Genomic DNA, 13,015 nt, shown 5'->3' with positions numbered 1-13,015 from the left:
GTACGTGTACGTCCCGGAGAACGTGATCGCGTCGAGTCGGTCACGTCGAGTCGCCACGCGGCGAGCGGAGCCTCGGGACCATCTCGAACGCGAGCGGCGAGAGAGAACGGAGAGACCAGTCTTTTGCCGGGGTGGTTCCTCGGAGCACCCATGTACGAGGTCGAACTGAAGGTCGAGGCGGCGCACGACGCCGTCCGGGAGCGGTTGTCGACGCTCGCTGCGGACCACGTCGGCAGCGTCGAACAGGTCGACACCTACTACGACGCCCCCCATCGGGACTTCGCCGAGACCGACGAGGCGCTCCGACTGCGACGGGAGACCGACCGCGAGACCGGGGAGACGACGACGAAAGTCACCTACAAGGGGCCGCTGGTCGAGTCGGCGTCGAAGACGCGCGAGGAGTTCGAGACCGCCGTCGACGACGACGAGTCGATGGCCGGCGTCCTCGACGGACTCGGGTTCGACCCCACCGCCGTCGTCGAGAAGGATCGAGAGTTCTACGCCGTCGACGGCTACACGGTGACGCTCGACGCCGTCGCCGACCTCGGCGAGTTCGTCGAGGTCGAACGCGAGGCCGAGGAGTCGGAGATCAAGGAGGTCCGCGAGGGGGCGGTCGCACTCCTCCGCGAACTCGGACTCGACCCCGACGAGCAGATCCGGACCTCGTATCTCGGACTCCTGCTTCGAAATTCCCACGAGTAATTACTCCACCGTCGGAGGTTTCCGCAAGTTATAGCATCTCCCCCGGCCAAGCCCGTCTAATGACCGAGCGGAACATCCAGGTTGCGGAACTCGACCGCCGCGCCGTCGAGGATCAAGAGGTCGAGATCGTCGAACGAAAGGGGATCGGCCACCCCGACTCCATCTGCGACGGGATCGCCGAGAGCGTCTCGCAGGCGCTCGCACAGGCGTATCTCGACCGCGTCGGGAAAGTCCTCCACTACAACACCGACGAGACTCAACTGGCCGCCGGGACGGCCGCGCCGCGGTTCGCGAACGGCGAACAGCCCGAGGGCGAGAAAGGTGGCGAGGTCGTCGAACCGATCTACATCCTCGTCGTCGGCCGGGCGACGAAGCAGTACCAGGGGACGCACATCCCCGTCGACTCGATCGCCCTGAAGGCCGCCCGCGACTACCTCCGCGAGAACTTCCCCGCGCTCGACCTCGAGACCGACGTCGTCGTCGACGTCAAACTCGGCGAGGGGAGCGGCGACCTCCAGACCGTCTTCGGCGAGGAGGGCACGCAGATTCCGATGGCCAACGACACGAGTTTCGGCGTCGGCCACGCGCCGCTGACCGAGACCGAGACGATCGTCCACACCGCCGAGCGCGAACTCAACACGACGTTCCACCAGAAACATCCCGCGCTCGGACAGGACGTGAAGATCATGGGCAAACGCGAGGGCGACCAGATCGACATCACGGTCGCCGCCGCGCTGGTCGACCAGCACGTCCAGACGCTCACCGACTACACCGAGACGGTCGAGGCCGTCCGGGAGTTCGTCACCGAGCTGGCACGGGAGTTCACCGACCGCGAGGTCCACGTCGACGTCAACACCGCCGACGACGTCGAGGAAGGGTCGATCTACCTCACCCACACCGGGACGAGCGCGGAACAGGGCGACGACGGCTCCGTCGGCCGCGGCAACCGCGCCAACGGGCTCATCACGCCGAACCGGCCGATGAGCATGGAGGCGACGTCAGGGAAGAACCCCGTCAACCACATCGGGAAGATCTACAACATCCTCTCGACGGACATCGCCGAGACCGTCGTCGACGAGGTCGACGGCATCCGCGACCTCCAGATCCGCCTGCTGAGCCAGATCGGCCGCCCCATCGACGAACCGCACGTCGCCGACGCGCAGGTCGTCACCGAGGAGGGCGTCGCCGTCTCCGACATCGAGGCCGACGTCCGCGCCGTCGTCGACGAGAAGCTCGCGAACGTCACCGACGTCACCCGGCAGGTCATCGAGGGCGACATCTCTACCTTCTAAATAGCTCCGAGCGACTCCGTTCGAGTATGGAAGACGGCCCGGACACCGTTCTCGTCCGTTACGGCGAGGTCGGCACCAAGAGCGCGAAGGTCCGAACCGACATGGAGCGGTTGCTCCGGGAGAACCTCGAGGCGACGCTCGCGGCCCGCGACGCCGCGGCGACCGTGGACCGCGAGTGGTCCCGCATCTTCGTCCGCACTGACGATCCCGAGGCGGCGACTGACGCCGCCTGCGACACGTTCGGCGTCGTCTCCGCGAGTCCGGCTCGGAGCGTCGACCCGACGATGGAGGCCATCCGCGAGGCGCTCGTCGCGGCGGCGACCGACCACCCGGACGGTGCGACGTTCGGCGTCGACGCCACGCGCGCCGGCGAGGGCGACGCGCACCCGTTCAGCAGCCCCGACCTCGAAGTCGAGGGCGGCAGCGCCGTCGAGGCCGAGACGGGCGCGTCGGTCGACCTCGACGACCCCGACCGGACCTACTACGTGGAGTGCCGCGAAGAGGAGGCGTTCGTCTTCACCGAGAAGCGGCCCGGTCCCGGCGGCCTGCCGCTCGGGACGCAGGGGACGGCCGTCGTGCTGCTGAGCGGCGGACTGGACTCCCCCGTCGCCGCGTGGGAGCTGATGAAACGCGGGTGTACGGTCGTCCCGGTTTACGTCGACCTCGGTCCCTACGGCGGCGTCGACCACCAGGCGCGGGCGCTGTCGACGGTCGGCGAGCTCGCCCGCTACGTCCCCGACGGCGACCTCGCGCTCCGTATCGTCCCCGCCGGCGACGTCGTCGAGACGCTGATGGACGAGGTCGGCGCGACACGGATGCTCTCGCTTCGGCGCGTGATGCTCCGCATCGGCGAGACCGTCGCCCGCGACGTCAGCGCCCACTCGGTCGTCACCGGCGAGTCGCTCGGGCAGAAGTCGAGTCAGACCGGCGGCAACCTCGCCGCCACCGACGCCGCCGTCTCGATACCCGTCCACCGACCGCTGCTCACGCGGGACAAGACCGACATCGTCGAACAGGCGCGAGCCATCGGGACGTTCGACGACTCGACCGTCTCGGTCGGCTGCGAACAGGTCGCCCCCTCGCACCCCGAGACCAACGCGACGGTCGAGGCGGTCGAGGCGGCCGAACCGGACGGGCTGTTCGACCGCGTCGGGGCCGCAGTCGACCGAACAGAACTCGTCTCCCCGGACGGGTGAGACGACCCGTTCACATCAGCTGCCCGAAAACTATTTCTACTACCGTGGCAAGCGTTAACACAGCTATGTCGAAATCGAGTCGCGGTGCGCCCGCAGTGTCGCTCGGTCCCGGGTGGACGGTGCAGCAGGTCGTCGAACGGTCGTTCAACAGCGGCGGTACCGATACGTGCACGCAGTGTGGAGCGGCGGTCGACCTCGGGGAACGCCACTTCCGGGTCGACGTCGCCCGGGACGTCGAGTTGACGGGTCGTCGACTTCGGTCGGAACACGAACAGCTCGTCTTCTGCAGCGAGGACTGCGCCGACGAGTGGCTGGGACGGTAGGGAGCGTCGGGGCGAGTCGAGGCGGACGGAACGCAACCCCTTTTACCGGACGTACCGACACTCCGGCCGTGACGCGGGTCTGTCTCGTCGGCGCCGCCGACGTCGACCTCGGCTACGAGTTGCTCTCCCGAGAGACCGCCCGGGCAGCCCTCTCGACCTACCAGTTGGAGGAACCGTTCGAGAACGCGCTCGCACTCGACACCGTCAGCGTCGGCGCCGCGGTGTCGCTGCTGAACGACCTCAACTGGTATCTCGTCCGCTACGTCGACGCCGCGCTCGTCCGGGAGCCGAGCATCAGCCCCGACGAGTGGCTCTCGCGGGACCTCGCGACGGCGATCCGCGAGAGCGCGGTCGACCCCGCCGACACGGGCGATCTACTGAAGGTGTACGGCGTCGACGACGGCGAACTGGTCGAACCGATGTTCCTCACACGCGTCGGCGGCGAGGTGCCGGAGTACGACCTCCGCGACGTCGAGGACACCGTCGTCGTCCGTGTGACCGAAGCCGAGTTCGGCGGCTGACTTTTTCTCGGCGGCGAGCGTCGACCCCACATGGGTCGACACGGCTCTCATCGAAGTCTCCCCGGTGCGACGACGCGCCGCGTGTTCGTCGACGACCACGACGTGTTCTACCACGTCGCCGGCGACGGCCCGCCGGTCGTGTTGCTCCACGGCGGCGGGTGGGACGCGGCGGCGCTCTCGTGGCGCGAGACGGTTCCCGCGCTCGCGGAGACACACACCGTCTACGCGCCGGACTTGCCGGGATACGGTAGTAGCGACCCCCTCGGCGAGACGCCGACTACCAGTTCGTACGGCGCGTTCGTCGTCGACTTCCTCGACGCGATCGGCGTCGACGCCGCGGCGCTGGTCGGCCTCTCGCTCGGCGGCGGTGTCGCCCTCGACGTCGCGCTCTCGCGTCCCGAGCGCGTCTCGCGACTCGTCCTCGTTGACAGCTACGGGCTCGGCGGGACGGTCCCCGGCGGGCCGCTCGGCGCGTCGTTCGTCCGAATTCCTCGGATGGCAGAGGCGATCGAGGGGTTGCTCGCCCGTCACCGGCGACTGACGGCGCTGGGCGTCCGCGGTGTCGTCCACCCGGCGAACCTGACCCCGGAGCTCGTCGACGACGTGTGGGCCGTCGCCCGCGACCACGACGGTCGGGCGTGGCGAGCGTTCCAGCGCAACGAGGTCGGCTTCGGCGGGTTGCGGACGAACTACGTGGACCGACTGCCGGACCTCTCGGTGCCGACGTTGCTGGTCCACGGAGAACAGGACGCGCTCGTTCCGGTCGACTGGACCGTTCGCGCGGGGACGCTGATCCCCGACGCCGAGGTGCGGATCCTCCCCCAGTGTGGGCACTGGCCGCCGCGGGAGCGGCCGGACCGGTTCACGGAACTCGTGGGCGGCTTTCTCGCTTCGGCCGCTCAGTCGAACAGCCCCGTCGACATGTAGCGTTCGCCGGAGTCCCAGTAGACCGTGACGACGAGCGGTTCTCCGTCGTCTCCCTCCCGTTCCGTGCCGACCCCCTCGTCGACGAGTCGCGCCGCGACCTCCTTGGCCGCGAGGTTCGACGCGCCGCTGGACTGGCCGACGAGGATGCCCTCCTCGCGGGCGAGGCGGCGACACTCCTCCTCGGCCTCGTCGAGCGAGACGGTGAGCACGTCGTCCAAGAGGTCGCGATCGAGGTTCGGGCTGACGAACCCCGGCCCCATCCCCTGGAAGCTGTCGCCCTCGGGTTCCCGGCCGGAGAGCACGGCGCTGTCGTCGGGTTCGACGGCGACGATCTCCACTTCGGGGAACTCCTCGCGGAGGCGACGGCCGATGCCCGAGATCGTCCCGCCGGTACCGACGCCGGCGACGAGCGCGTCGACGGTGCGGTCGCCGACCTGCTCGACGATCTCCTCGCCCGTCGTCCGGTAGTGTGCCTCGGGGTTGGCGGGGTTGTCGAACTGCCGGAGCTGAATCGCGTCCTCCTCCGCCTCGATCTCGTCGGCGCGGTCTTTCGCGTCGGAGATGTCGCCGTCGACGAGCACCAGGTCCGCGCCGTAGGCTTTCATAATCTGTCGCCGCTCGGGCGACTTCGAGGCGGGCATGACGATCCTCACGTCGTACCCCTTCGCCGCGCCGACGACGGCGATGCCGATGCCCGTGTTGCCGCTCGTCGGTTCGACGATCGTGTCGCCCGGTTCGAGCGTCCCGTCGCGCTCGGCGGCCTCGATCATCTGCAGCGCCGGGCGGTCCTTCGCGGAGCCGCCGGGGTTCTTCGACTCGATCTTGGCTGCGACCGTCGCCCCCTCGGGTGCGTCCACCTGCACCAGCGGCGATCCGATGGTGTCGAGGATGCTCTCGTCCATTACCGGCGGCTACACCGTCGACACTGAAAGCGATAGCGACCTCCGACACGTTTGCGGGGTCGTCACGGAGGCGCCGAGAGAGGACGAACGTCGCCGCCAGCGGTTCGCTTAACTTCGGGGACCCCGAAGGGGCGAGCAATGAAACTCGAGACGATGGAGCCGAACTCGTCGTGGGACCCCGTCGCCTACGAAGGTGCCGTCGCGACGCTCGGCGAGGAGGAGTACGTGTTCAAAGTGTGGGGCGGTGACTGGTGCAAAGACTGCCGGTCGCAGCTGCCGGAGTTCGCGGCCGCCCTCGAGGCCGCCGGCGTCCCCGACACGAACGTCGAACACTACCCCGTCGAGAAGGAAGACGACGGGTCGAAGACCGGCCCCGGCGTCGAGGAGTACGGTATCGAACTCATCCCGACCGTCGTCGTCGAGTCCGACGGCGAGGAGGTCGCACGGTTCGTCGAGGAGGAGGACGTGCCGATCGCAGTCTCTCTCGCAGAGCAGTTGGAGTAGCTCACACCGTCTCACGGGCGGGCCGACTCTCGTTTCTTCGACGCCGTCTCACTCCTCGGTCGACCGTTCGGTCTGCGGGGAGATCGACCCCGTCTGTCGGTAGAGACCGCCGAGCAGCGTCGCCCCCGCCACGAGCGGGACGACCGCACAGGCGGCGTAGAGCAACGGAAAGCCGAGCGTGTCGACGAGCGGGAGCGTCACCATCGGCCCGAGTCCGCCGCCGAGGTCGCCGAGGACGTTGTTCGTCCCCATCGCCCGGCCCATCCGCTCGTTAGGCGTGAGATCGGCCAGCAGCGCCATCAGCGGACCGCTCGTGCCGCCCTGTCCGGCCCCGATGAACAGGCAGGCGACGACCAGCGGTGTCAGCGAGTCGGCCGTCGCCAACACGAGGAAGCCGACGAACGAGACGCCGAGGAAGACGAACAGCGTCGGGACGCGAGCGCCGGTGACGTCGCTCACTCGCCCACCGACCAGCATGAACCCGGACGCCGAGAGCACCGTCAGCGCCATCAGCAGCCCGGACATCCCCTGTGGGCCGTACCCCCAGATCGCGACGTCGTTGGCCTCGACGAACAGCACGAGCGTCGCGAACAACGCACCGAGGTACGCGAAAAACAGCCCGGCGTTGACGAACCCGACGGTCAGCGTCGGGACGGAGGTGTCGAGTTCCCACGGACGGACGGCCGTCTGGGGCTCGGAGACGTGCGTCTCCGGCACCAGCAGGTAGGCGACGAGACTCGCCACGAGCGCGAACCCGGCGGCGACGACGAACGCCGTCGAGATGCTGTAGAGGTCGCTGACGACGCCACCCAACACGAGGCCGGCCGGGAACCCGAGCGTGATGCCCCCGCGGACGACGCCCATGCTCGTCCCGCGGGACCCCGCGTCGCTCACGTCGGCGGCGATGGTGTAGGCCGTCGCGAACACGAGCGCACTCCCGATACCCCAGACGATCCGGGCGGCGAGGAACCACGCCTCCGGGAGCGACGAGTCGAGGGCGACGACGTAGCCGAGCGTCGCGACGGCTTCGACGAACAGTCCAGCGATCAGCGGCGTGCGGGTGCCGATGCGGTCGACGAGCGACCCGGCGGGCGCGTTGGCGACGATACGGGTGAACCGGTTGGCGCTCAGGATGATACCGACGAGGAACGGCGAGATGCCGAGGACGGTGCCGAGGTTCGGGAGGATCGGGAAGACGACGCCGCCGCCGAAGCCGACGAAGAACGTGCTGACGACGACGGCGAGGACGGTCGAACGGTCGCTGCTCATCGAACGGATCGGTCAGTTCTTCGTCGCCCAGTCGAGCGCCTGCCGGATGTCGGTCTGCGGCGGCGAGCAGGTGAACGACTCACAGGCGTACACGGTCGGCTTGTCGTTCTTGCCGTCGCGACCGGCCCAGATGGGCGGAATCTCGTCGAGTCCGAGCGTGTCGAGCCACGCGTCGAGCGCCTCGTCGGACGGCGGTCGCTGTGAGACGACCGCGCCGGGGAGATACCGACCGGCGAGCACCTCCCACCAGTCGTCGGGGAGGTCGTCGACGGCGAGCGTCAGTTCGAGGCCGCCGCGGGCGAACTTCTCGGCGGCGAGCGCGAGCGAGACGTGTTCGAGGGGGCTCCCGCGGATGCGGTCGGCGTGCGTCTTGAGCACCTGTTCGGCGACGTCGCCGAAGTCGGCGTCCGAATCGAAGTGGTCGAGGTCGAGCAGCAGGTCAGTGGCGACGCCGAGACTCGACGGCGTCGAGGAGTCGTGCAGCTCCTGCGGGCGGGTGACGAGCTGTTCGCCGCTCTCGGGGGTGAAGTAGAGCGTCCCGCGTTCCTCGTCCCAGAACTCGTCTTCGAGGACGCGCGCGAGATCGAGTGCGAACGCCAGGTGGTCGACGTCGCCGGTCGCCTGATAGAGGTCGAACGCGCCGCGAGCGAGGAAGGCGTAGTCTTCGAGGTAACCGTCCCCCTTCACGTCGCCGTCCTTGAACCGTCGGTGGAGGCGCTGGGCGTCGGCGTCCCAGAGCCGCTCGCGAACGAACGAGAGCGCGCGCTCGGCCGGGCCGGCGAGCGCGGGGTCGAGGACGCGCGCGCCCATCGCGAACGCCGAGATCATCAGCCCGTTCCAGCCGGCGAGCACCTTCTCGTCTCGGAGGGGTCGCGGGCGCTCCCCACGGGCGTCGAACAGCGCCACGCGGGCGTCCATCAGTCGCTCGTAGATCTCGGCGCGGTCGAGGTCGTACTCCTCGGCGAGTTCGTCGATCGGCGTCGAGACGTTGAGGACGGTCGTCCCGCGTTCGAAGTTGCCGCGCTTCGTGATGCCGTAGCGGTCACAGACCAGGTCGGCGTCCTCCTCGTCGAGCACCTCCTGCACCTGTTCGGGCGTCCAGACGTAGAACGCGCCTTCCTCGCGCTCGGGGTCGGCGGCGTCCGTATCGTCCGTATCGTCCGTATCGTCCGTGTCGGCGTCGGCGGCCCCCGAGTCGCCGACGCCGTCGAACGTCTCGCTCTGGGCGTCGAGCGTGCTGAAGAAGCCGCCGTCGGGGTGGGTGAGTTCGCGCTCGACGAAGGCGAACGTCTCCTGGGCGACCCGGGCGTAACGCGGTTCGCCCGTCACCTGATAGCCCGCGAGGTAGCTCTTGGGCAACTCGGCGTTGTCGTAGAGCATCTTCTCGAAGTGCGGGACGGTCCACTTGCGGTCGACGGCGTACCGGTGGAAGCCGCCGCCGACGTGGTCGTAGACGCCGCCGTCGGCCATCGCGTCGAGCGTCTCGGTCGCGACGCTCAACGCCTCGCCGCGGCCGCTCCGGTCGTAGGTCCGAAGCAGGAGGTCGATGCGACCCGGCTGGGGGAACTTCGGTCCGTCGCCGCCGAAGCCGCCGAACTCGCGGTCTGCACCGCGGAGCGCAGCCTGTGCGGCGGTTCCGAGCACGTCGACGTCCGGCGTCTCGTCGGCCGGCGTCGGCGTGTCCTCCAACTGGTCGGTCAGCGCCGTCGTCCACTGGTCGGCGCGGTTCTCCATCTCCGCGCGGTCCTCCTCGTCCTGCCAGGAGTCGGCGATGTTCCGCAACAGGTCGAGAAAGCCCGGCGCGCCCTGCCGCGCCTCCGGCGGGAAGTAGGTGCCGACGTAGAACGGTTTCCCCTCGGGCGTCAGCCACACCGAGAGCGGCCACCCGCCCCGACCGGAGACGAGTTGACAGATGGTCTGATAGACCCGGTCGAGGTCGGGGCGCTCCTCTCTATCGACCTTGATCGGGACGAACGCCTCGTTCAGCACGTCGGCGACCGTCTCGTCCTCGAAACTCTCGTCGGCCATCACGTGACACCAGTGGCACGCCGAGTAGCCGATAGAGAGGAAGATCGGCACGTCGCGCTCCTCGGCCTCGGCGAGCGCTCTCTCGTCCCACGGCTGCCAGTTGACGGGGTTGTCCGCGTGCTGACGGAGGTACGGGCTCTGCTCGTCGTCGAGTCGGTTACGGCCCGTAGGGTTGGTCATACCGTCCCTACGCCCGCCGGGTTGTAAAGCCTGTAGGGACGGGAACGCGGCCGACGACCGACCCGTAGGAATACGCTCGTTCGTGTATACTCTCGCCTGCAGCAAGGGTAACCTTTACACCGATGTGCGTACCCACCTCCGAGTATGACGGAGACCGTACTCCTCGTCGGCGGCGGTGGACGCGAGCACGCCATCGCCCGCGCACTCGCCGACGACTGTGACCTCTACGCCTGCGCCAGCAACCGCAACCCCGGCATCGCCTCGCTCGCGGCCGGGTTCGAGTCTATCGACGAGACGGCGAGCGACGACATCGTCGCCTACGCCGAGGACGTCGGTGCGTCGCTCGCGATCGTCGGTCCCGAGTCCGCGCTCGCGGCGGGCGTCGCCGACGCCCTCGACGACGCCGGCGTCTACACCTTCGGCCCGCAGGCCGAACAGGCACGCATCGAGACGGACAAGGCGTTCCAGCGGCAGTTCATGCGCGACAACGACGTGCCGGGGAACCCGGACTTCGAGACGTTCGACGACACCGAGGCCGCCTGCGACTACATCGACGCCTACGACGGCGACCTCGCGGTGAAGCCTGCCGGTCTCACGGGCGGAAAGGGCGTGAAGGTCATCGGCGACCAGGTCGACGAGGAGGGCGCAAAGGCGTATCTCCGCGAGGAACAGTACGACCGTATCGTCCTCGAAGAGCGTCTCGTCGGCGAGGAGTTCACCGTCCAAGCGTTCGTCGCCAACGGCGACCTCGTGACGACGCCCGCCGTCCAGGACCACAAGCGTGCCTACGAGGGCGACGAGGGCCCGAACACCGGCGGGATGGGGAGCTACAGTGACACCACCTTCGAACTCCCGTTCATGACCGAGGAGGACTACGCCGACGCCGTCTCCGTGCTGGAGGCCGTCGTCGACGCGCTCGACGGCTACAAGGGGATCCTCTACGGCCAGTTCATGCTCACGAGCGAGGGGCCGAAGGTGATCGAGTTCAACGCCCGCTTCGGCGACCCCGAGGCGATGAACACCCTCCCCGTGCTCCAGACGCCGTTCCTCGACGTACTCGCCGCCGCCCGCGACGGCGCACCGATCCCGGAGCTGGAGTTCGCCGAGCAGGCCACCGTCTGTAAGTACGCCGTCCCCGAGGGCTATCCGACCGACCCCGACGCCGGCGCGAAGATCGAGGTCGACGAGGAGCGTGCTGGTGAGGCGCTGCTGTTCTACGCCAGCGTCGACGAACGCGAGGACGGCCTCTACACGACGACCTCCCGGTCGTTCGCCGTCGTCGGCGTCGCCGACAGCATCGGCGAGGCGGAAGCGCAGGCCGAGAGCGCGCTCGAATCGGCGGGCGAGGGGTTCCACATCCGTCACGACATCGGGACGGCCGAGCTGGTCCAACAGCGTATCGACCACATGGACGAACTGCGGAAGTGAACTTTCGACGGACGCATCGCCGTGGGAGCGGGTCGCCGACCGAGGGCTGAGAGAGACGGTGTCGAGTCGTCCACAGTCGGTGCTAACGGGACGTTTACCGCGTCTACGTGGGTAGTTACCGAACCACAACGTTCGAAACGGTGAGCGACGATCTGTGTCTCTCTTGGTCTCGTCGTTCGAATCTGTGGTCGGGAATCGACGATGTCCATCGTACAGACGCTCAGACGGATGTTCGGTCGACGGTCGAGTAAAGAGTACACGTACAGCTGTCTGATCTGTCACTCGACGTTCGCCTCGTCGAACCCGCCGACGGGGACGGTCAGCTGTCCACGCTGTGGCGGGGACGAGGTGCAGGCGATGGCCACGTAGCCACGGGGCGAGAGCGACTCGCGACTGTCGGCTCTCGGAGTCGGGAGACGGGAGTCGCCGCTCCGCCCGGCCGACGACGTCACGACAGAAGCCGGTATCTCACGCCCAGCGTGATGGCGACGAAGAGTGCCGTGACGATGGTCGCGAGCGACCCGGCGACGAGCGCGGGGGCGACACCGAGAGCGACCGCCGCGAGGAGAGCGGTGCTCACGAGGGTGGCACCACCGTAGTACCAGACCGGCGTCGGAAGGTCGTCGCTTCCCTCGGACGTCGAGTCGTCGGTCTCCGACTCGACCGTCAGATACCGTTCGACCCGTTCGGCGAGCGGCGTCGGTTCGACCCGCCCCCGACTCTGGTCGTACTCGACGATGCCCGCGTCGTCGAGCTTCGGGAGGTGGCCTTGATAGAGTGCGATGTAGACGCGCTGTCGCTCGTCCGACGTCAACTGTGTGACGGGTTTGCCGTTCTCCCAGGCGGCCACCTGCTCTGCGATCTCCCGCATCTCGAACACCGACTCGTCGGCGTTGTCGTGTAGATACCGCAACACGCCTCGCCGACGTCCGTTCTGGAGGAGGTGGAACAGTTCGTCCCGGTCCAGCGAACGCTCAGTCGACGTCTCTCGGTTCTCCGCTACTGGAGCGGACGGTCGTGTGCTCATCGGTCCGTCCGTGCCGTGTCGTCGACGACCGATAAAGCGGGAGGTCGGTTGTCGTGCGTTCCACTTTGTTGTCGCAGAGAGACTGGTGACCGAGACTTACAACTGTTCGAGAGTCTTCGCGAGGAGCTATCGAGGGCGTCGCCACCGGCGGAGGGATGGGTCCGATCGAGTCGTCTACTGCGGTTCCAAGCGGACTTCGAGGACGCCGTTGTTGAACCAGACGCGGGTGGCGACGGGCGACTCCCACGGAATCTCGATCCGTCCGACGACGGTCCCCTCCCGCCGGACGACGAGTTCGTTCGTCCGTGGATCGATTCCGACCGAGACGTCGTCGACGGTCGCACCGGGGAGGTCGGCGACGACGGTGAACACCCGATCGTCGAGTCGCGTGTCGACCCGACACGCCTCGGACAGCGATCCGTCGTCTCGCGTCGTCGGAGCGGTCTCCTCGACGCGCCGCGCCTCGTCTCTCTCCCCGCCGGCCGCGTCCGGTCCGAGCGCGACCCGTTCGGACGCCGGCGGTCTGCTCACGTCGAGTTCGATCAGTGCGTCGAGGAGATCCGCGAGCGGTTGGAGCCCGAGTCCCAGTCGGATTCCACGCGGACGACTGTCGTCCCGGTCCTCGTCTCGTCCGTTCTCATTTCGTCCGTTCTCGTCGTACGTCATGGCTACTCGTCGAGGTGATTCTCGACGCTTCGTGCGTAATGGTAACAAAC

The 13,015-nt window shown here is 68.2% G+C and carries 14 protein-coding genes; 8 read left to right on the top strand and 6 right to left on the bottom strand.

Annotated elements, in window-relative coordinates:
- Window positions 1–150: 150 nt before the first annotated feature.
- From cyaB to EOHIBHHM_RS16060, 6 genes are all read left to right on the top strand, one after another.
- Complete coding sequence (gene cyaB / locus EOHIBHHM_RS16085) at window positions 151–702, top strand: class IV adenylate cyclase (protein ID WP_497252343.1); 552 nt, start codon at window positions 151–153, stop codon at window positions 700–702.
- 59 nt (window positions 703–761) lie between these two features.
- Window positions 762–1,994, top strand: a complete 1,233-nt coding sequence (locus tag EOHIBHHM_RS16080) for a methionine adenosyltransferase (RefSeq protein ID WP_497252341.1) — start codon at window positions 762–764, stop codon at window positions 1,992–1,994.
- Between the two features lie 26 nt (window positions 1,995–2,020).
- Window positions 2,021–3,190, top strand: a complete 1,170-nt coding sequence (locus EOHIBHHM_RS16075; RefSeq protein ID WP_497252339.1) for a tRNA sulfurtransferase — start codon at window positions 2,021–2,023, stop codon at window positions 3,188–3,190.
- A gap of 65 nt (window positions 3,191–3,255) precedes the next feature.
- Window positions 3,256–3,513 carry a hypothetical protein gene (locus EOHIBHHM_RS16070; RefSeq protein WP_497252337.1) on the top strand — a complete coding sequence of 86 codons (258 nt, stop codon included), beginning with the start codon at window positions 3,256–3,258 and terminating at the stop codon, window positions 3,511–3,513.
- Between the two features lie 68 nt (window positions 3,514–3,581).
- Window positions 3,582–4,034 carry a DUF5804 family protein gene (locus EOHIBHHM_RS16065; protein ID WP_497252335.1) on the top strand — a complete coding sequence of 151 codons (453 nt, stop codon included), beginning with the start codon at window positions 3,582–3,584 and terminating at the stop codon, window positions 4,032–4,034.
- A 30-nt stretch (window positions 4,035–4,064) separates the two neighbouring features.
- The gene (locus EOHIBHHM_RS16060; RefSeq protein ID WP_497252333.1) at window positions 4,065–4,961 is read left to right on the top strand and encodes an alpha/beta fold hydrolase; all 897 of its coding nucleotides are present in this window, start codon (window positions 4,065–4,067) and stop codon (window positions 4,959–4,961) included.
- On the opposite strand, the gene EOHIBHHM_RS16055 is transcribed toward EOHIBHHM_RS16060, so the two are convergent.
- Window positions 4,934–5,863, bottom strand: coding sequence for a PLP-dependent cysteine synthase family protein (locus EOHIBHHM_RS16055; protein WP_497252331.1), 930 nt, complete (start codon window positions 5,861–5,863; stop codon window positions 4,934–4,936). The genes EOHIBHHM_RS16060 and EOHIBHHM_RS16055 overlap by 28 nt on opposite strands.
- Before the next feature lie 138 nt (window positions 5,864–6,001).
- Here EOHIBHHM_RS16055 and EOHIBHHM_RS16050 point away from each other — a divergent pair, with 138 nt between their 5' ends.
- Entirely contained in the window at window positions 6,002–6,367 is a 366-nt protein-coding gene (locus EOHIBHHM_RS16050) for a thioredoxin family protein (protein WP_497252329.1), read from the top strand.
- Window positions 6,368–6,415: 48 nt separating this feature from the next.
- Here the strand turns inward: EOHIBHHM_RS16050 and EOHIBHHM_RS16045 are convergent, their stop codons facing one another.
- Window positions 6,416–7,636, bottom strand: a complete 1,221-nt coding sequence (locus EOHIBHHM_RS16045) for an MFS transporter (RefSeq protein ID WP_497252327.1) — start codon at window positions 7,634–7,636, stop codon at window positions 6,416–6,418.
- 12 nt (window positions 7,637–7,648) lie between these two features.
- Complete coding sequence (locus EOHIBHHM_RS16040; RefSeq protein ID WP_497252325.1) at window positions 7,649–9,844, bottom strand: thioredoxin domain-containing protein; 2,196 nt, start codon at window positions 9,842–9,844, stop codon at window positions 7,649–7,651.
- Between the two features lie 144 nt (window positions 9,845–9,988).
- Here EOHIBHHM_RS16040 and purD point away from each other — a divergent pair, with 144 nt between their 5' ends.
- Window positions 9,989–11,272 carry a phosphoribosylamine--glycine ligase gene (gene purD / locus EOHIBHHM_RS16035; protein ID WP_497252323.1) on the top strand — a complete coding sequence of 428 codons (1,284 nt, stop codon included), beginning with the start codon at window positions 9,989–9,991 and terminating at the stop codon, window positions 11,270–11,272.
- 278 nt (window positions 11,273–11,550) lie between these two features.
- Here the strand turns inward: purD and EOHIBHHM_RS16030 are convergent, their stop codons facing one another.
- The 3 genes from EOHIBHHM_RS16030 to gvpH all read right to left on the bottom strand — a co-directional run bounded on the left by EOHIBHHM_RS16030 (window position 11,551) and on the right by gvpH (window position 12,965).
- Window positions 11,551–11,724, bottom strand: coding sequence for a hypothetical protein (locus EOHIBHHM_RS16030; protein ID WP_497252321.1), 174 nt, complete (start codon window positions 11,722–11,724; stop codon window positions 11,551–11,553).
- Window positions 11,721–12,299, bottom strand: a complete 579-nt coding sequence (locus tag EOHIBHHM_RS16025) for a DUF7344 domain-containing protein (protein WP_497252319.1) — start codon at window positions 12,297–12,299, stop codon at window positions 11,721–11,723. The genes EOHIBHHM_RS16030 and EOHIBHHM_RS16025 overlap by 4 nt, the downstream gene beginning before the upstream one ends.
- 174 nt (window positions 12,300–12,473) lie before the next feature.
- The gene (gvpH, locus tag EOHIBHHM_RS16020; RefSeq protein WP_497252317.1) at window positions 12,474–12,965 is read right to left on the bottom strand and encodes a gas vesicle protein GvpH; all 492 of its coding nucleotides are present in this window, start codon (window positions 12,963–12,965) and stop codon (window positions 12,474–12,476) included.
- Window positions 12,966–13,015: the final 50 nt, after the last annotated feature.

It is taken from the genome of Halogranum roseipondis (genome assembly GCF_059695585.1).
This window is presented reverse-complemented; position numbering and strand designations above follow the sequence as displayed.